This window comes from Piscinibacter lacus (assembly GCF_016735685.1).
Taxonomy (GTDB): Bacteria; Pseudomonadota; Gammaproteobacteria; order Burkholderiales; family Burkholderiaceae_C; genus Aquariibacter; species Aquariibacter lacus.
On the sequence record NZ_JAERRA010000001.1, the window covers coordinates 1,091,858 to 1,109,510 of the forward strand.

Below are 17,653 nucleotides of genomic sequence, written 5' to 3' on the forward strand. Positions count from 1 at the left end.
CGCGCCATGGTCCAGCTCCTCGTGCCCCTGATGCTGCTGCTGGCCGCCGCCCTGGTCGGCCTGCTGCTGCTGGACCGCTGGCGCAGCGCCCGCCTGCGCGAGCGCATGGTCGACCTCATCCTCGACCTGCCCGAGCCCGAGGCCGCCGACACCCTCTGGCGCGACGCCGCCAGCCTGCTCCAGCTCACCCGCATGCGCAGCCTCGTCGGCCAGTCGCCGCTCATGCGCCGCCTGGCCCTGCGCCTGGTGCAGGGCGATGTGCCGCTGCGCCTGGGCCAGGCCGGCCTGCTGCTGTTCGCCTCCGCCGGCCTGGGCGCCGGCCTGGGCGTGCTGCTCGGCCGCGGCTTCGGCATCAGCCCCGGCGGCATGGGCGTGGGCGGCGCCCTGCTGCTGCCGCTCGCGCTGTGGTCCATGCTCGATGCCTGGACCACCCGCCGCATCGAACGCCGCGAGCGCCAGCTCCCCAACTTCTGCACGCAGATGCTGTCCTCGCTGCGCACCGGCGCCACGCCGCTCACCGCACTGCAGGCCGCGGCCCGCATCAGCCCCGACCCGCTCGGCCGCAGCCTGCGCAGCCTCGTCGATGTGCTGCAACTCGGCGTCTCGCCCAATGTCGCCTGGCGCGACTGGGCGCAGCGCTGCGGCGGCGACCATGCCCAGCTCCTCGCCACCGGCCTGCGCCTCAAGTGGGAGGCCGGCGGCCAGATGACATCCATGCTCGCCCACATCCTCGAATCCATGCAGACCCGCGAACGCATGATCCTGCGCGTGGGCACCCTCACCGCCCAGGCCAAGCTGGGCAGCTATGTGCTCAGCCTGCTGCCGGTCGGCTTCATGATCTTCAGCTACCTGGTCAACAAGCGCATCTACGACTTCGTGATGCAGGACCCGGTCGGCCCCAAGGTGCTGCTGGGCGGCGCCGGCCTGGTCATCGTCGGCTTCTTCTGGCTCCGCCGGCTCGCCAAGCTCAAGTTCTGAGCCCCGCTGCATCGCCCTTGCCGCCGCCATGCTGCCCGTCCTGCTGCTCACCGTCCTGACCCTGCTGCTCGCCGGCTGGCTGGGCCTGCAACTGCGCCGCCAGCAGGAGGTCGAGCGCCTGCGCCAGCGCATGGTCCAGGGCGAGGCCCCGCCGCCCGACGAGGCCCAGGCCACCGCCGAGGACCTGATGCGCGACGACTACGGCCTGCGCGGCGCCGACATCCTCAGCTACCAGCTCACCCGCCTGACCAACAGCGTGCTGGGCCGCCTGCTGATCGCCGGCGCGGCCGGCGGCGCCGGCTTCCTGCTCAGCCGCAGCGCCGGCCGCAGCCTGGGCGACAGCATCGGCCTCAGCCTGGCCGCCGGTCTGCTCGGCGTCGGCCTGGCCTACCTCGCCCTCAATGCCCGGCGCCGCAACCGCCAGCGCGAGATCCGCAAGGCCCTGCCCGATGTGCTGGAGATGCTCGCCGCCATCATGGAAGGCGGCACCGCCTTCGACGCCGCGCTGCAGCACATCGTCCGCGAGTCCGACCTGCGCCACCCGCTCTACCTCGAACTCTCCATCACCCTCGAAGCCATGCGCCGCGGCCGGCGCCGCCACGAGGCCCTGCGCATGATGGCCGACCGCTGTCGCCTGCAAGAGGTGCGCGATGTCGTCGCCGGCCTCATCCAGGCCGACCAGACCGGCTCCTCCATCAGCGACGTGCTGCGCCACTTCGCCCGCACCTTCTTCCGCGAGTACGAAGCCGAGGTGCAGCGCCGCGCCGAGCGCCTGCCCATCAAGATGATGTTCCCCATGATGTTCACCATCATGCCGGCCATGCTCATCGTCACCGGCTTCCCCAGCTTCCTGCGCCTGTGGCGCACGCTGGAAGCCGTGCTCGCCGGGCGCTGAGCCCTGGCTCCATGTCCCTCCCGCCTGCTGCCTGCATGAAGCGCATCGCCGTCGACCACCTGCGCGCCGCCGCCGCCGCCACCCCCGGCCCCCAGCCCCTGGCCGACGATGTCGGCCTCGCCGACGGCTGGTGGAGCCGCCTGCGCGGTCTCATCGGCCGCCCGCCGCTGCAAGCCGGCCAGGGCCTGTGGATCCTGCCCTGCCAGCAGGTGCACACCCACTTCATGGGCGCGCCGATCGACGTCGTCTTCGTCGATCCCGCCGGCCGCGTGTTGCGCGTGCTGCGCGGCCTCAAGCCCTGGCGCTTCTCGCCCTGGGTGCGCGGCGCCCGCGCCGTGCTCGAACTGCCGGCCGGCGGCGCCCAGGCCCTGGCCGAAGGCGACCAGCTCCTCACCCGCCCCCGCCATGCCGGCTGAAGCCCTGCACCCCGGCCCCGCGCCCGCCGGCCCGGCGCCGGGCGCCGCCCCGGCGACCGAGGGGCGCCTGCCGGCCCGCGCGGTCGCCTGCCTCATCGCCTTCGCGATGATCGTGCCGGTGCTTTGGGGCAGTTCCACCAAGCCGCATGCCTCCTTCATGCACCAGCTTGTCTGCGTGCTGGCCTGGTGCGGCGTGCTCATGCTGCTGCCCCGCGCCCAGCCCGATCTCGCCGCCCGCAGCCGCCGCAACCTGCCCCTGGCCGCCGCCCTGGCCGCCCTGGGCCTGTGCTGGCTCGCCGCCGCGGCCCAGGGCTTCACCGGCCGGGCGGCCGAGCTGCTCGTCATGGGCCTGGGCCTGCTGCTCATGCTCAGCGCCGCCCGCCAGGGCCGGCCCGAGCAGGCGCTCACCCCCCTGGCCTGGGGCCTGTGGCTGGGCGGCCTGTTCAGCGTCGGGGTGATCGGCCACCAGCACTTCTTCCCCTGCCGGGGCGATGGCCACATCCTCGCCCTCAACCTCACCGGCCGGGCCTACGGCAACCTGCGCCAGCCCAACCTCATGGCCACCTACCTGGTGCTGGCCCTGCTGGCCGGCGGCTGGCTCGCCAGCCAGGGCCGGCTGGGCGCGCAGGCCGGCATGCGCCGCGCCCTGGCCCTGGTGGGCGGCCTGGGCCTGGTGCTGGCCCTGGCCATGACGGCTTCGCGCACCGGCCTGCTCGTCCTGCTGCTGCTCCCCGCCTGGGCCGCTTTCGACCGCCGCCTGCCGCGCGGCCTGCGCCTGGCCCTGGGCAGCACGCCCCTGGTCTATGCCCTGGCCTTCGCCCTGCTCAGCGTCGCGCCGCGCATGGCCCCGCCTGCCACCTGCAAGCCCTTGCCGCCGGTCGGCAGCCTGGCGCGCCAGCAAGCACTGGCCGACCGCCATGCCGCCCAGGCCTCCGCCACCGCCACACCGTCCGCCCGCGCCGCCGCACCGGCCGGCGCTGCATCCGCTGACGAAGCCGCCGAAGACGAAGCTGCCTTCGCCGAGGGCGAGGCCGCCGAAGCCCCCGGCTTCATCGGCACCCAGCGCTTGCAGATCACCGGCGACATCAGCAGCGGGCGCCGTGGCATCTGGGCCGATGCGCTCCGCCTCATCCGCGAGCAGCCGCTCAGCGGCGTGGGCTGGAACCGCTTCAACCTCGCCTGGACGCTCAGCCCCGGCATGCAGTGGCGCGGCGGCTTGCTCACCCACGCCCACAACCTGCCCCTGCACCTGGCGGCCGAGCTGGGCCTGCCCCTGGCCGGTACCGTGCTGGGCCTGCTGGCCTGGGCCCTGTGGCGCGGCAGCCGCCTGATGCCGCGCAGCCCGGCCGCCACCGTGGCCGCCCTCATGCTGGCCGCCCTGCTGCTGCACAGCCTGCTGGAGTACCCGCTCTGGTACGCCTACTTCCTGCTGCCCGCCTGCTGGCTGCTCGGCGCCCTGCTGGGGCCGCTGGGCCTCGCCCCGCAAGCCCTGCCGGCCGACCCGGCCGGGGCCGCGGCCCAAGCGTCCGTCGCCGTGCCGACCCCCGCCCCCCGGGCCTGGGGCCTGCGCGCCAACCTGGGCCTGCTGGCCGCCCTGGCCGCGCTGGCCGGCTGGCGCGACTACCGCCTGCTCGAACCCATCCTCACCATCCAGGATCCGAAGGCCCGCCTGGAGGCGGTGCGCCAGGCCGAACGCGGGCCGATCTACGGCCACTACGCCAGCTACCTGCTGCTCAAGCACCCGCGCGCCGTGCCCCAGCCCGTGCAGTTCTCGGTGGCGCTCAGCCAGGGGTTGGATGTGCGCCTGCTGCGCGCATACGCGATCGCCCTGGCCCGCGCCGGCCGGCTGGACGATGCCACCTACGTCAGCCAGCGCCTGCGCGAATTCGACTGGCGCGAAGACGTGCAGCGCATGTTCGCCGCCTGCGCCACGGCCGAGGCCGGGCGTCACTTCTACTGCCGCCGCGAGCCCCTGCCCGGCCCCTGGCGCCGCGCCCTGCCCTGAGCCGGGCGGGCACATGCCGCGCCAGCAAGCGCCGGGCGGCCCGGCCCCGGTCGGGCCAGCCGCCCCGGCCGCCCGCTCAGCCGCCCTTGACCGCCGCGATCACCACCACGATCACGGCCAGGGCCAGCAGCACTTGCAGGATGCGCAACACGATCTTCATGCTCGTTCTTTCTTGAGTCAGCCGGAGGGCAGAGGGGGAGGGGCGGCAGCGGCATGCCACTGGGCCGGCATCCGGCCCGGCGCCCTCATTCGTCGTAGCTTGCCGCCACCGTGCGGCGACCGCCGCCTTCGATGATCTCGATCACCCGCGGATCGCGCGGCATGCGTGCCAGCCGGGCTTCCGTCGGGTCCACCCGCTCCACATCGTTGAAGGGCCGGTGCACCACTTGCAGCACCCGGCCGCTCACCATCGCCAGTTGCAGGGTGGGCGCATCGTCCTCATGCACTTCCAGCGCCATCTCTTGGCTGGGCGGCGGCGCGCGGCGGTTGCGTTGTTGTTGGCGCGGCGGCGGCGGCGGGGCAATCACCACCCGCACCGCCTGGGCCACCAGGGCCAGGCCCTGTTCGGTGGCGGCATTGGCCGCATTGGCCTGGGCATTCCGCACCGAGGGTGCAGGCGTGCCCGGTTGCAGGCTGTTGCCCGTGGCCACCAGGTTGGTGTTGTTGCGGTTGCGCCCGCCCGGCGCCCCGCCCGAGGTGGCGACGATGTCCACCACATCGCCTTCACGCAAAAAGCGCGACACCCCGCCCAGCGCCCCCGCATTCATCACCACCATGCGAAAGCCCGGCCGCAGCAGGCCCGAGAAGCCATTGGGCGCCCCCACCGGCGCCAGCTTGCCTTCGCTGAAGTACTCGCCCGGCCGCAGCGAAACCTGCGTCACCCGGTTCAGCAGCGAATTGGGCTGCAGGATGGCATCCGGTGGCACCTGCTCGGGCCGCAGGTACATGGGGCGGATGAGGCCCGGCCCCTCCATCTCCGTGCCCTTGGGCAGGGCGCGCACGGCCACCGGCACGGCCACCGTGCCGGCCGGCCGCACCGGGGCGGCCGGCCGGGCCGGCTCGCCTCGGGTGAAGTACCAGATCGCGCCGCCCACCGCCGCCAGCACCAGGGCGGCCAGGGGCAGGATCAGCGGGCTCGTGCCGCGCCTGCGGCGCGGAAGGGGGGAAGTCGCCATCGTGAGAATCCCAGAGAAAGTCGAGCTGCGGGCTGCCGCTCAGTTGCAGGCCTGCACCGGCGCGCGAAGCTGCCCGCCCTCGCGCTGCACCGAGGTGCTGGCGCAACCCAGAAAGTCCTTGGACGGGATCAGGAAGTAGTTGCGCAGCAGCCGGTCCGGCGCCGAAGCCGCCCCCGCCACCGTGCCCGCGCCCACCGAAGTCACATCGGCCCCGTAGCCCCCGGCGCCCGGATCCTCCCGGAAGTTCGCCAGCGGCCCGGTCACCAGGCCCGAGGGCACACATTGCTCGCCGCCCAGGGCCACCTGGTCGGAAGGGCACAGGCCCGTCACTTGCACGCCGCGGTCCAGCAGCAGGGTCAGGTCCTCGGGCAGCGGCCGGCCGGTCAGGTTGCTGCCGCTGTAGAAGGCGCTGGCCAGGAAGCCGTTGAAGTGATGCCGGTAGCGCGCCTGCACCCGCACCCGGCAGGCCAGCGGCACGGGCGCCTGCACCACCGCGCTGGCGGCCGGGGGCGCCCAGCACAGGCCGGCCGGCGCATCGCGGCTGTCGCAGGGCTCGAAGCCGCCGCTGCCCGCCGCCTCCTGGCAGTCCAGCTCGAACATGGGCTTGGGGTTGGGCTTGCCCGAGGCGAAGTCCGCCAGCACCGGCGCGGCCCGGCTGTCCACCACCGTCAGGCAGGTGCTGCCCAGGGGGCAGGGGTTGTCGGCCAGGCCGGCGGCTGCGGCGGCATCCTCGGCCGCCGCCACATCCTGCGGCTTGATGAAGTGCTTGCCCGGCAGGCGCAGCAGCCAGCGCACGGCATCGGTGTCGGGCGAGCGCTTCTCGGGGCAGGCCATCTGCCGCATCGCATCGCCGGGGTTGAAGCTGCTCTCGTCGATGCAGTGCAACTGGTAGAGGCCGTAAAGCGCCTGGTTCAGCGCCGGCAGGCCGGCGTAATCCTCCACGCAGCCCTCGGCGCCCGGCGCGCTGGCGGCCGGGCAGCCTTCGAAGATGCGCCGCACGCAACCCTCATGGGCCGGCGCGCTGCGGCCCTCGGGCACGCAGGCGCTCACATCCACCGGCACCGGGTTGAACAGGTAGACATCGCCCTCCAGCGCCGGCGTGCCCGGCCGGTCGGCCGGCAGGGGCAGGCCGTGCCCGGGCTCGATGCAATAGCCGTCCAGCACGGCCTCGCAGCCCGGCGCCTCGAAGACGCCGAAGTCGTGTTCGCCCAGGCCGTATTCGGCCGCCGTGCCGGGCTCGGAGCCGGCCAGGCCGTAGGCCACGGCAATCACCGTGCTGCTGGCGCCTTCCAGCGCCAGCTCGGGCTGGCCATGCTCGCCCACCACGGCGCGCCATTGCTCGGCGCCGGCTTCGGCCGCGGCGCGGCTGCGCTCGCCGCCGACGCTGGCCGTGAACAGCTCCACCCCGCCGGCCAGCAGCAGGAAGATGAGCATGGCAAGGATGGCGAACTCGATCAGCGCCTGCCCCGCCTGCGCCGCGCGGCCGCGGGCGCGCCGCCGCAGGGCGGGGCGCTGCAAGCCGGGCCGGGGCAGGGCGGGGCGCATGGCGGGCGGGCGCAGGCTTCAGCCCAGGCCCAGCGCCCCGCGCACGGCCGGGTGGCGGCCCAGTTGCCAGGCGATCACCAGCCAGGCGCCCAGGGCCAGGGCCACGCCATAGGGCATGCGCAGGGCGCCGGCACTGGAGAGATCCCAGCCCACGCGGCTGAAGCCCGACAGCCACAGGCTGCGGCCCATGAAGCGCAGGTTGCGCCAGACATTGCCCAGGCCGCCGCTGCGCGCCGCGATCCACAGCGCCCACAGCCCGCCGATCAGGGCGGCATTCAGCAGCGCGAAGATGGCGCCGAAGGGGCCCAGGAAGTAGCCGATGACCATCATGAACTTCACATCGCCCGCGGCCACCTGGCGGTAGATGAGGGCCGGCGCCATCAGGCCCATGCCCATCAGCATGCCCAGCAGGGCAAAGCCCAGGGCCTGGGCGGTGAGCTTCCAGCCGCCCGGCACGGTGAAGAAGATGAAGATGGCGGTGGCATAGAGCAGGCCGCCCAGCAGGTAGTCGTTGGGAATGCGGCGGTGCTTCAGGTCGCTGCGCGCCACGGCCAGGCCCAGCACGCTCAGGCCCAGGAAGAGGGGCGGCGCAATCTGCTGGCTGGCGGAGCTGAGGGTGGGGGCGTCCACGGCAAGGGCGACCGGTAGAAAGTGAAAAACCCCCGGCAGGGGGAGTCGATTGGAGCGCCCCGCACTGTAGGCAGGCCGGGCCGGCTTGCCGAGCGTGGAAGCCCCGGGCGAGGTCGGGAGTCCGTCCCGAATCGCGCCTGGAAAAGGGAACGGCCCGTCCGGCGGGGAGGCCGGACGGGCCGTGAACTGAATCGAGCTGCTAATGCCCGATTAGGCTGATCAGAGGCCCGGTTCGATACCGGAGGCGTTGACGTCGGTCACAACGTTCCAACCACCATCGCCCGCCTCATACGCGGAACCGCCACCCAGGGTGGCGTTCATGGTGTAGTTCAGCGTCGAAGTGCCTTGAGTCGCAGCATCGCTGGTGCGCTCGGCGAAGCGGTACTCAGCGCCATCTTCGTCCAGGCCCACCAGGCCATCAGCGGTCAGGCGCACTTGGGCCAGACCTTCGTCGGCTTCGCCGCCCGGCAGGTGGTTGGCCATCCAGGCGTAGAGGTCGGCGGTCTTGTCGCCCAGCACGACGACGGCGATGTAGGACACCGCGGCGATGCCGCCGAGGGTGATGCCGTACTCGACCATCGACTGGCCTTCTTCGTCCTTCAGGAACTTCTTGATGGATTGCAGCATGGTGTGTCTCCAGAGACTTGTTTGGGTTCGGAACCCCCCGGGGGAGAACGGGATGCACCGCAGGCCGTCGGGGAGCCGGCTGCGGGCGGCGGCTTGCGCCACCGCGGTGGGGAGGCCTTGCGGCCCGACGCATGACCCTCTTGCGAGGGGTCTGCCCCGACTTGCGTGGCGCTGTAGAAGGCAGGCCACGTGCCAGCCGGCCGCAAGCCTGGGGTAAGCCCCAGACGGTGGTCGGCAAGTGCTTGATTCGTCGGAAGGCGTCCCGGAGTTCTTCCCGAAGCCTGCGGCCGGCCCCGGCCGGGCGGCTGGTTGCCCGGCAACCAGGGTGGCCGCAGCGTGGTTGCTGCGCAGCCACCGGCGCTGGGGGGTGGCTCGGCGGGCGGATGCGGGCCCGGGGCCCCGATTCCGGGGGGGTGTTGAGCTTTTGTCAGCCGGGCAAGCAAATGTGTGAATCCGGTAACAGGGGCAGGCGGTAATCGGCAGGTCGGACGTGTTTGTCCGCGCCCTTTCCCAGAACACGACCCGGAGCCCGCATGAGCCTCACCTCCACCCTTTCCAGCCTGACCACGCCGCTGCCCCTGAGCCTGCCGGTGCTGCCCACCGCTGTGACCAGCGTGATCGACGAGCTGGAGTCGGCCCTGCCGGCCACCCTGCCGTCGCTGGCCCTGCCGGCCCTGCCCGCGCTGCCCGGCCTGCCGGGCCTGCCCGCCCTGCCGGTGGACCTGCCCGTCGACCTGCCGCTGGGCCTGACCTCGCTGGCCGCGCCGGATGCCCTGATCGGCAAGCTCGAAGACCTGCTCGGCGACCTGACCGGTCAACTTGACGGCCTGCTGGGCGCGCTGCCCGCCGCCGACCTGCCCGATCTGCCGGGCCTGGGCGACCTGAATGCCCTGATCGACGAAATCCAAAGCATCGTCGACGCGACCGTGGTGCCCCTGGTGGCCGGCGGCGTGGACCTGCTGCAAGACGTCATCGACGGCGTGCAGGCCCTGCTGGCTGACCCCAGCCTGAATGCCCTGGCCGCTGGCGCCAGCGACCTGCTGGGCGCGGTGACCGCCGCCACCGGCGGCGCCCTGGTGCTGCTGGACGGCGCCGCCATCGACCCGCTGCTGGACCTGGCCGCCGGTGGCGTGGACACCGTGGGTGCCACCCTGGCCGACGCGCTGGCGCCGGTGCTGGCTGCCGCGCCGCAACTGGCCCCGGTGGCCGCCACGGCCGCCAACCTGCTGGCCCTGAGCTCGGACGCCGTCTCCGGCCTGAACGAAGCCGCCGCCCCGGCCGTGCTGGGCACCCTGGCCACCGTGAACAACGGCGTGGCCCTGGTCGACGCCGCCCTGGTGGCCGTGGACCCGCTGCTCGACACCCTGGACGGCCTGGCCGCCGGCAACCTGCCCGCCCTGCCCAGCCTGCCGGGCCTGCCCGCCGCGCCGGCGCTGGACGACGTGCTGGGCCTGCTGCCGGTCGGCGGTGGCCTGTCGGGCCTGCCGGATGTCGGCGGTCTGCTGGGCGGCCTGCCGGACGTCGGCGGCTTGCTGGGTGGCCTGCCGCTGGACGGCGGTCTGCCCGCGCTGCCGGCCCTGCCGGATGTCGGCGGCCTGCTGGCCCTGCTGCCGCTGGACGGCGGCCTGCCTGCGCTGCCGGCCCTGCCGGACGCGGGTGGCCTGCTGGCGCTGCTGCCGGTCGGCGGCGGTCTGCCGGCCCTGCCGGCGCTGGACCTGGGCGGCCTGCCTTCGCTGCCGGCCCTGGACCTGGGCGGCCTCAACGACGTGCCGGTGCTGGGTGACCTGGCCGCCGGCCTGGGTGGCCTGGGCGGTCTGGTCGAGGTGGTGGACACCGTGGTCGACGCAGCCAACAGCGTGCTGGCCGCGCTGCCCGAGCTGCCGGTGGCCCTGCCGGCCCCGGTGGCCGGCCTGGTCGATCAGCTCGACGGCGCCCTGGACCCGCTGCTGAACCTGGACAGCACCAGCGTGGGCGTGAGCCTGGATTCGGTGGCGACCGCCGACATCGCGCTGCAACTGCCGCTGATCTGATGCTTGAATGATCGTGGGCTGGCCTCGAAGGGGGGCCAGTTCCTCTGGGCCGTCCGGCGCAAGCCGGGCGGCTTTTTTTATGCGCCTTCGGGCCGTTCGGCCGGGCCGAAGGCGCGCCACTTCTCCAGCCGGTAGCGCAGGGCCATGCGGGTGATGCCGAGCTGGCGCGCGGCTTCCGAGACATTGCCGCGGCAGCGGGCGAGGGCGCGTTCGACGAGGTGGCGCTCGGCTTCTTCGAGGGTCATGGCGTCGAGGGCGCCGGCCTCGGCGCCTGCGCGGGCGGGCGCGGCCAAATCGGCGGGCGTTAGGGCGGGCGTGGTGGCGGGCGCAGCGGCGGGCTCGGCCGCCGGCAGGCCCAGGCCGGCCGCACCCAGTGGCGCGCCGCCGCCGAGCAGCACGGCGCGTTCGATGAGGTGGCGCAGCTCGCGCACATTGCCGGGCCAGGCGTAGTGGCGCAGGGCGGCTTCGGCCTCGGGCAGCAGCACGGGGTCGGGCAGGCCGTAGCGGCGCGCGGTCTGCAGGGCGAAGTGGCGGGCGAGCAGGAGCACGTCGGCCTCGCGCCGGCGCAGCGGCGGCAGGGTGACGCTGATGACGTTGAGGCGGTAGTAGAGGTCGGCCCGGAACTGGCCGGCGGCGACCATGGCGGCCAGGTCGCGGTTGGTGCCGGCGACGAAGCGGGCGCTGACGGGTTGCTCGCGCACGGCGCCGACGCGGCGCACGACGCGGCGCTCCAGCACATTGAGCAGCTTGGCCTGGAGTTCGAGGCCGAGCTCGCCGAGTTCGTCGAGGAAGACGGTGCCGTCCTCGGCGGCTTCGATGAGGCCGACGCGGCGCGCCTGGGCGCCGGTGTAGGCGCCTTTCTCGTGGCCGAAGAGTTCGGCTTCGATCAGCTCGCGCGGCAGCGAGGCGCAGTCGATTTGCACAAAGGGCCGCTCGCGCAGGGGGCCGCTGCGGTGCAGCACGCGGGCGGCGACGTCCTTGCCGGTGCCGGTCTCGCCGAGCAGCAGCACGGTGGGCGGGGCGATGCCGGCGCGCGGGGCGAGGCGGCCCAGGGCTTCGAGCTGTTCGCGGGCGGCGCGCAGGGCGGGGCTGTCGCCGAGCATCTGCACTTCGTCGAGCGCGTGGACGCTGCGCTCGCGCGAGTAGTCCACCCGCCGCCGGAGCTGGGCGGTGGAGAGGGTCTTCTCGACGACGAGGCGCAGTTCGTCGAGATCGACCGGTTTCTTCACATAGTCGGCGGCGCCGAGCTTCATGGCTTCGACGGCGTCTTCCAGCTCGCCGTAGGCGGTGAGCATGATGAAGCTGGGCCGCTCGGCCGATTCGCCCGGCGGGTGGGCGGCGAGCAGCTCGAAGCCGTGGCCGTCGGGCAGGCGCATGTCGAGCAGCACCAGGGCGGGCGGCTGGCGCTGGAGCTGGGTGCGGGCTTCCTGCAGGCTGCCGGCGACCTGGCAGGCGTAGCCGGCGCGGCCCAGGTGGCGGGCGGCGGCGCGGGCGAAGAGGGCTTCGTCGTCGACGATGAGCAGGGCCGGGCCGCTGGGCTCGGCGGGCGGGGTGGGGCTGCTGCTGTTCATCGGCGGGGTCGGTCGAAGCTGCTGGCGTAGCGCTGCGCCCAGGCGTGGAAGGCGGTGTGCAGGGCGGCGCTGAGGGGGGCGGTGGTGCCTTGGGCAGCGGTGCCTTGGGGGGCGGCGGGGTCGGCTTCGGCCTCCGCGGTGGCGGCCCAGGCGGACAGGGGCGTGCCGGGCCGGCGCGGCAGGCGGATGCGGGCTTCGGTGCCGCCGCTGGACGGGCTGAGGAATTCGAGCCGGCCACCATGGCTTTCGCAGACCTTGGTGCAGAAGGGCAGGCCGAGGCCGCTGCCGCCGGGCTTGCTGCTGGGCAGGGGCGGCAGGCCGTGCAGGGCGGGCGGGCCGCGCCAGCCGGGGCCGCGGTCGCGGACGCTGAGCCAGGCTTCGTCGGCATGGGCGCCCAGGGCGAGGCTGAGGGGGGCGCCGGGGGGCGAGGCTTCGGCGGCGTTGACGATGAGGGCGCTGACGGCCTGTTCCAGCAGCTCGGGGTCGATCGCCACGACCAGGGGCTGGCTCCAGCCCATGCGCTCGATGGTGATCTGGCGGCCGTCGAGCACGGCGGCATGCAGGGCCAGGGCCTGGTCGGCGACCTGGCGCAGGTCGGTGGCGACGGGCCGCGGTTGCAGGGGATGCAGGTAGGAGAGCAGGGCGTGCGTCCAGGCGGCAAGGCGGTCGCTGGCGCCGATGATGTCGGCCAGGGCCTCGCGGGTGTCGGCCGGCAGGCCGGGCGTATCGGCAATTTGGGCGGTGGCGCGGATGCTGGCCAGGGGGTTGCGGATGTTGTGCGCCACCACGGGGATGAGCGCGCCCAGCACGGCCTGCCGTTCGGACTGCACCAGGGCCTGGCGGCTGGCGGCCAGCTCGGCGGCCATGGCATTGATGCCCTGGGCGAGGCTGCGCAGCTCGGTGGTGCCGCGGTCGGGCACGCGGTGGGCGAGGTCGCCGTCGCGGATGCGGCGGGTGGCATCGAGCACATCGCCCAGCGGCCGGCTGAAGTGGCGCCGCAGGTGGGCGCTGGAATAGACCATCAGCAAAGCGGCCAGGGCCAGGGTGAGGGCGAGCACCACCGGCACCCAGCGGGTGAGGAAGGCGAGCTGGCGGGTCTGCTCGGCATGCTGGCGCTGGAGCAGGGCCTCGAAGCGGGCGAGCGCGTCTTCGTAGTGCTGGAAGGCGCCGGACTCGATCTCGGTGTGCATGAGGCGCAGGATGGACTGCGTCTCGGCCGGGAGCTGGCCCTCCGGCCCCGGCCGGGTGTTGCGCATCAGGGTTTCGCTGATGCGCAGCACCTCGCCGTAGGCATCGCGCAGCTCGCGGGCCAGGCGCATTTCCTCGGAATGGCGGAGCTGCTGCTCCAGTTGGTCGAAGCGCTTCTCGATACCGCGGGTGAAGGCGCCGTATTCATTGCGGGCGCTGGGGTCGCCGAGCAGGATGTCGTCGAAGACTTCCTTGACCTGGCGGTAGAGGGTGCCGCGGATGGCATAGACCTCGGATTCCAGCGCGGCGAGGCGGCTGATCTCGCTGGAGACCGCCTCCCAGGGCCGGGTGCCGAGCAGGCCGAGCACGCCGCTGAAGACGATCAGCAGCACATAGCCCAGCGAGATGCGGCTCTGGAAGCGCCGCAGCGAGCGGGCCGGACCGAACCATTCAAAGCTCATCGGCGCAGGGCGGGAGGGGGAGGGCGGCGCAAAAGCCGCGGATGATCCCCCGCCCCCCGGAGCGACCGGCTGGGACTTTTGCCCGATCAGGCCGGGCCCCGGGCAAGCCCGGAGCCGCGGGCCCGTGCGCCTGGCCTCAGGCCCCCGGGAAGACGATGGCGGCGTTGAGCGCGCCGGCGAAGGCGACCCAGAGCAGGTAGGGCAGCAGCATCAGGGTGCAGCCCGGCACCCGGCGGCTGCGCCCCACCAGCCAGGCGACGGAGAGCCAGAGCAGCACGACCTCGACCAGGGCCCAGTCGGGCCGGCGCAGGCCGAAGAAGATCACGCTCCAGGCGAGGTTCAGGCCGGCGTTGAGGCCGAAGTCGCGCAGCACGGCGCGGCGCGCGGCGGCATCGGGCGCGGCATCCCAGCAGCGCACGGCGGCCCAGGCGGTGAGGGTGTAGATGAGCGTCCAGGCCGGGCCGAAGAGGAAATCCGGCGGCTTCCAGGCGGGCTGCTTGAGGGCCTGGTACCAGGGGCCGACATCGGTGACGGCGCCGCCGAGCAGGGCGGTGAGCAGGGCCACGCCCGCCGCGACGGCGACGGGGGCGCGGCGCCATCCGCGCCGCGCACTCATGCCCGGATCAGGCCGAGCAGGTGGGCGAGGTCCTTGAAGAAGATGCGCACATGCGCCATGGGGCGGGCGCGGACCAGGGCCTTGTTCATGTAGGACTCGAAGGTGAGTTGCTGCACGTCGCGGTCGGCGCAGATGCTCACGAAGCGTTCGCGGCGCTTGTCGCTGACGTACCAGAAGCGCTGCATGATGCCGAGGATCCAGAAGACCTTGCGGTGATCGCGCATGAAGGCCTTGCGGGCGTAGGCGAGTTGCCGGCCATCGGCATGGACGATGGCGCGGGACACGGCTTCGGCCGCAAGCCGCCCGCCGAGCATGGCGTAGTAGATGCCTTCGCCCGAGGCGGGGGCGACGACGCCGGCGGCATCACCGGCCAGGACCACGTCGCGGCCGTTGTCCCAGCGCGGCAGGGGCTTGAGCGGGATGGGCGCGCCTTCGCGACGCAGCAGCTCGCAGCCCTCCAGCCCGGCCGCCTCGCGCAGCCGGCCGACCGAGGCGCGCAGCGACCAGCCCTTGTCGGCGCTGCCGCTGCCGACGCTGAGGGTGTCGCCGTGCGGGAAGACCCAGCCGTAGAAGTCGGGCGAGAGGCTGCCGCGGTAATAGACATCGCAGCGGCTGCCGTCGTAGCCGGCGGGTTCGGGCTGCGGGCGCTTGAGCACCTCGTGGTAGGCGAAGACGAAGCGGCCGCCTTCGGCCTTCGGCACGGCTTGCAGGGCGATCTGCGAGCGCGCGCCGTCGGCGCCGACGATGTGGCGGGGGTGGACGACGAAGGTCTCGCCCTGGGCGTCGCGGCAGATGACGCGGGCGCTGCCGTCGGGCTCGCGCTCCAGGCGCTCGAAGTGGCCGTTGAGGCGCTGGGCGCCGGCCTGGGCGGCGCGATCGCGCAGCCATTCGTCGAAGACCTCGCGGTCGACCATGCCGACGTAGCCGCCCTCGATGGGAATGTCGACCTGCCGGCCGACCGGCGAGATCATGCGCGCGGCCCGGGCCTTGGCGACGATGAGGTGGTCGGGGATCTCGAAGTCGCGGATCAGCCGTGGCGGCACGGCGCCGCCACAGGGCTTGATGCGGCCGGCGCGGTCGAGCAGCAGCACGCTGAGGCCTTCGCGGGCCAGGTCGTGCGCGGCGGTGGCGCCGGCCGGCCCGCCGCCGACGACGAGCACGGCGGGTCGCAGGTTGACAGGGGCTGCGGCGGCGCTCGAAGCGGTGGCGGGGCGGGACGGGTTCATGGGCGGGGTCCGGGTCGGAGCCAGGGGCCGCGGAGCCCGGCCTCGGTGGGGCTGCGCGGTGCGGCGGGGCCGGCGCGCTGGATGCCGCGCGCGACGGCGGCGGCGGCAAGGAAGAGCAGGGCCTCGCCCGCGAAGACCAGGGCATAGGCCGGGCCGGGGGCGTCGATCCAGAGATTGGCCAGGTCGCTCAGCACGGTGCCGAGCAGGCCGCCGAGACCGAAGGCCAGGGCCTGGGCGCCGCCCCACAGGCCCATGCGCAGGCCCTCGCGGCCCGGGCCGCCCTGGCCGGCGAGCTGCATCATCGAGCCGATGGCGGCGATCGAGAAGGCGCCGTTGGCCACGCCGAGCAAGACCACATTGGCCAGCAGCGGCCAGCCCGGCCCTTGCTGCCCGGCCAGTACCAGGCCGGCCAGGGCCAGGGCGGAGGCGAGGCAGCCGCCGACCATCCAGCCGCGCAGCGTGCCCACCGGCCGGCCGCCGAAGCGCCCGCCGGCCGTGGCCGCCAGCAGCATGCCGACGAGCACGCCGCCGTGCTGGGCGCCGGCAAGCTGGGTGGACTGGCCGGCGCTGTAGCCGAAGACGAGGCCGGCGAAGGGTTCGAGGATCAGGTCCTGCGTGCTGAAGGCCAGCATGGACACGAAGACGAAGACGGTGAAGCGCCGGGCGGCGGCTTCGTCCCAGACGGCGGCCAGGGCGGCGCGGAAGCGCAGCGGGGCGGCGGCAGGCCGGCCGGCGGGGTCGGCCGGGGCCGGCGCGGCGGCTGGGCCTTCCAGGCCGCGCAGGGCCAGCACGCTGATCAGCAGGGCCAGCAGGGCGACACCGGCCGAGACGGCAAGCAGGCGCTGCGGGCTGTAGGGATCGAGCCAGGCCCCGGCCAGGCCGGCGGTGAGCGCGAAGCCGAAGATCATCATCAGCCAGACGACGGTGGCCGCCGGCGCCCGCCGTGCCGGGGCCACGCGCTTGGCCAGCAGGGTGAGCAGGGCGGTGCCGCCGGCGCTGACACCCAGGCCGACGAGCACGAAGCCCAGCACGGCCAGGGCCAGGCCGGGGCCGCGGGCGCTGTCCATCCAGGCGACGGCGGCGGCGGCGGTGAGGCTGCCGAGCGCCAGCACCAGCATGCCGCCGAGGATCCAGGGGGTGCGACGGCCGCCCTGGTCGCTGCCATGGCCCATGCGCGGCCGGGCGATCTGCACCAGGTAGTGCAGGGCCACCAGCAGGCCGGGCAGCACGGCGGGCAGGCCCAGCTCGACGACCATGACCCGGTTGAGGGTGGAGGTGGTCATCACCACCAGGCCGCCGAGCGCGGCCTGCACCAGGCCCAGGCGGGCGATGCCGCCCCAGCCGAGATCGGGCCCGCCGCTCATGCCGCGCCCCCCTGGCGCAGGGCCAGGGCGCTGAGCAGCATGCCCAGCACGTAGAGCGAGACGCCGCCGGCGCTGAACCAGGTGGCGCGGCCCAGCGGGTCGGCCAGGAAGCGCCGCATCATCAGGCCCTGGGCGGCCAGCAGGCCCAGCACGCCCACGGCGTGCAGCGGCGCCTGCCAGTGCAGCAGCAGGCCGATGACGAGAAGCTGGGGCAGGGCCATGGTGGCGCAGGCGGCCTGCGCGGCGCGCTGCGGGCCGAGCTGCACGGGCAGCGAGGCGATGCCGGTGCGGCGGTCGCCGTCGAGCGACTTGAAGTCGTTGAGGGTCATGATGCCGTGCGCCCCGGCGCTGTAGAGCGCCGCCAGCAGCAGCGAGCGGTGCTCGGGCCAGGCGCCCCAGGCCATGACGGCCGCGCCGGTCACCCAGGCCAGGCCCTCGTAGCAGACGGCGCAGGCGGCGTTGCCCCACCAGCCATTGCGCTTGAGCCGCAGCGGCGGTGCGCTGTAGGCCCAGGCCAGCAGCAGGCCGAAGACGCCTGCGGCGAAGACGAAGGGGCCGAGCGAGCTGGCCACCAGCAGGGAGAGGGCCGTCCAGGCCAGGGCGATGTAGAAGCCCCAGCGGCCCGGCATGCGGCCCGAGGGGATGGGCCGGTGGGGTTCGTTGATGGCATCGACATGCCGGTCGAACCAGTCGTTGACGGCCTGGCTGCTGGCGCAGACCAGGGGGCCGGCGAGCAAGAGGCCCAGCAGGACTTCGGGCCAGCGACTGGCCAGCGGCAGCCCTGACGCCACCACCCCGCATGCGAAGGCCCACATGGGCGGGAACCAGGTGATCGGCTTGAGCAGCTCGGTCACGGTCGAAATGCGGGGGCGGCTCATGGACCGATTCTTCGGTCACCCCCTTAGAATGTCAATTCTTATTGACAC

The 17,653-nt window shown here is 73.8% G+C and carries 15 protein-coding genes; 5 read left to right on the top strand and 10 right to left on the bottom strand.

The genetic code is table 11. The features are described 5' to 3' along the window. Positions 1 to 6 precede the first annotated feature (6 nt). From JI742_RS05015 to JI742_RS05030, 4 genes are read left to right on the top strand one after another with little or no spacing between them, the layout of a single operon-like run. Entirely contained in the window at positions 7 to 978 is a 972-nt protein-coding gene (locus tag JI742_RS05015) for a type II secretion system F family protein (RefSeq protein ID WP_201824489.1), read from the top strand. Between the two features lie 28 nt (positions 979 to 1,006). Further along, positions 1,007 to 1,873, top strand: a complete 867-nt coding sequence (locus JI742_RS05020) for a type II secretion system F family protein (RefSeq protein ID WP_201824490.1) — start codon at positions 1,007 to 1,009, stop codon at positions 1,871 to 1,873. A 35-nt stretch (positions 1,874 to 1,908) separates the two neighbouring features. Beyond that, positions 1,909 to 2,289, top strand: a complete 381-nt coding sequence (locus JI742_RS05025; protein ID WP_201824492.1) for a DUF192 domain-containing protein — start codon at positions 1,909 to 1,911, stop codon at positions 2,287 to 2,289. Further along, positions 2,279 to 4,294, top strand: coding sequence for an O-antigen ligase family protein (locus tag JI742_RS05030; RefSeq protein ID WP_201824494.1), 2,016 nt, complete (start codon positions 2,279 to 2,281; stop codon positions 4,292 to 4,294). The genes JI742_RS05025 and JI742_RS05030 overlap by 11 nt, the downstream gene beginning before the upstream one ends. Positions 4,295 to 4,539: 245 nt before the next feature. Here the strand turns inward: JI742_RS05030 and cpaB are convergent, their stop codons facing one another. The 4 genes from cpaB to JI742_RS05050 all read right to left on the bottom strand — a co-directional run bounded on the left by cpaB (position 4,540) and on the right by JI742_RS05050 (position 8,271). After that, positions 4,540 to 5,469, bottom strand: a complete 930-nt coding sequence (cpaB, locus tag JI742_RS05035; RefSeq protein ID WP_201824496.1) for a Flp pilus assembly protein CpaB — start codon at positions 5,467 to 5,469, stop codon at positions 4,540 to 4,542. Positions 5,470 to 5,508: 39 nt separating this feature from the next. Continuing rightward, positions 5,509 to 7,014, bottom strand: coding sequence for a hypothetical protein (locus JI742_RS05040; protein WP_201824497.1), 1,506 nt, complete (start codon positions 7,012 to 7,014; stop codon positions 5,509 to 5,511). Positions 7,015 to 7,032: 18 nt separating this feature from the next. Further along, positions 7,033 to 7,644, bottom strand: coding sequence for a prepilin peptidase (locus JI742_RS05045; RefSeq protein WP_201824498.1), 612 nt, complete (start codon positions 7,642 to 7,644; stop codon positions 7,033 to 7,035). Between the two features lie 219 nt (positions 7,645 to 7,863). Next, a complete protein-coding gene (locus tag JI742_RS05050; protein WP_201824499.1) occupies positions 7,864 to 8,271 on the bottom strand; it encodes a Flp family type IVb pilin in 408 nt (135 codons plus the stop codon). Positions 8,272 to 8,804: 533 nt separating this feature from the next. Here JI742_RS05050 and JI742_RS05055 point away from each other — a divergent pair. After that, complete coding sequence (locus JI742_RS05055) at positions 8,805 to 10,301, top strand: hypothetical protein (RefSeq protein ID WP_201824500.1); 1,497 nt, start codon at positions 8,805 to 8,807, stop codon at positions 10,299 to 10,301. Positions 10,302 to 10,378: 77 nt separating this feature from the next. On the opposite strand, the gene JI742_RS05060 is transcribed toward JI742_RS05055, so the two are convergent. From JI742_RS05060 to chlG, 6 genes are all read right to left on the bottom strand, one after another. Then, positions 10,379 to 11,872, bottom strand: coding sequence for a sigma-54-dependent transcriptional regulator (locus JI742_RS05060; protein ID WP_201824501.1), 1,494 nt, complete (start codon positions 11,870 to 11,872; stop codon positions 10,379 to 10,381). Then, a complete protein-coding gene (locus JI742_RS05065) occupies positions 11,869 to 13,521 on the bottom strand; it encodes a sensor histidine kinase (RefSeq protein ID WP_201824503.1) in 1,653 nt (550 codons plus the stop codon). The genes JI742_RS05060 and JI742_RS05065 overlap by 4 nt, the downstream gene beginning before the upstream one ends. A 136-nt stretch (positions 13,522 to 13,657) precedes the next feature. Next, positions 13,658 to 14,137 (bottom strand): TspO/MBR family protein, encoded by a 480-nt coding sequence (locus JI742_RS05070; protein ID WP_201824505.1) that lies wholly within the window; start codon positions 14,135 to 14,137, stop codon positions 13,658 to 13,660. Continuing rightward, positions 14,134 to 15,363, bottom strand: coding sequence for a geranylgeranyl diphosphate reductase (locus JI742_RS05075; RefSeq protein ID WP_201824507.1), 1,230 nt, complete (start codon positions 15,361 to 15,363; stop codon positions 14,134 to 14,136). Before JI742_RS05075 ends, JI742_RS05070 begins: the two co-directional genes overlap by 4 nt. Further along, complete coding sequence (locus tag JI742_RS05080; protein WP_201824509.1) at positions 15,360 to 16,727, bottom strand: BCD family MFS transporter; 1,368 nt, start codon at positions 16,725 to 16,727, stop codon at positions 15,360 to 15,362. Before JI742_RS05080 ends, JI742_RS05075 begins: the two co-directional genes overlap by 4 nt. Then, positions 16,724 to 17,605, bottom strand: coding sequence for a chlorophyll synthase ChlG (gene chlG, locus JI742_RS05085; protein ID WP_201824511.1), 882 nt, complete (start codon positions 17,603 to 17,605; stop codon positions 16,724 to 16,726). Before chlG ends, JI742_RS05080 begins: the two co-directional genes overlap by 4 nt. Positions 17,606 to 17,653 lie beyond the last annotated feature (48 nt).

Coding starts and splice junctions, on each gene's coding strand:
- JI742_RS05030 (WP_201824494.1), top strand. CDS start 2,279: ATGCCGGCTGAAGCCCTGCACCCCGGCCCCGCGCCCGCCGGCCCGGCG.
- JI742_RS05075 (WP_201824507.1), bottom strand. CDS start 15,363: ATGAACCCGTCCCGCCCCGCCACCGCTTCGAGCGCCGCCGCAGCCCCT.
- JI742_RS05080 (WP_201824509.1), bottom strand. CDS start 16,727: ATGAGCGGCGGGCCCGATCTCGGCTGGGGCGGCATCGCCCGCCTGGGC.
- JI742_RS05040 (WP_201824497.1), bottom strand. CDS start 7,014: ATGCGCCCCGCCCTGCCCCGGCCCGGCTTGCAGCGCCCCGCCCTGCGG.
- JI742_RS05015 (WP_201824489.1), top strand. CDS start 7: ATGGTCCAGCTCCTCGTGCCCCTGATGCTGCTGCTGGCCGCCGCCCTG.
- chlG (WP_201824511.1), bottom strand. CDS start 17,605: ATGAGCCGCCCCCGCATTTCGACCGTGACCGAGCTGCTCAAGCCGATC.
- JI742_RS05065 (WP_201824503.1), bottom strand. CDS start 13,521: ATGAGCTTTGAATGGTTCGGTCCGGCCCGCTCGCTGCGGCGCTTCCAG.
- JI742_RS05055 (WP_201824500.1), top strand. CDS start 8,805: ATGAGCCTCACCTCCACCCTTTCCAGCCTGACCACGCCGCTGCCCCTG.
- JI742_RS05050 (WP_201824499.1), bottom strand. CDS start 8,271: ATGCTGCAATCCATCAAGAAGTTCCTGAAGGACGAAGAAGGCCAGTCG.
- JI742_RS05060 (WP_201824501.1), bottom strand. CDS start 11,872: ATGAACAGCAGCAGCCCCACCCCGCCCGCCGAGCCCAGCGGCCCGGCC.
- JI742_RS05025 (WP_201824492.1), top strand. CDS start 1,909: ATGAAGCGCATCGCCGTCGACCACCTGCGCGCCGCCGCCGCCGCCACC.
- cpaB (WP_201824496.1), bottom strand. CDS start 5,469: ATGGCGACTTCCCCCCTTCCGCGCCGCAGGCGCGGCACGAGCCCGCTG.
- JI742_RS05020 (WP_201824490.1), top strand. CDS start 1,007: ATGCTGCCCGTCCTGCTGCTCACCGTCCTGACCCTGCTGCTCGCCGGC.
- JI742_RS05070 (WP_201824505.1), bottom strand. CDS start 14,137: ATGAGTGCGCGGCGCGGATGGCGCCGCGCCCCCGTCGCCGTCGCGGCG.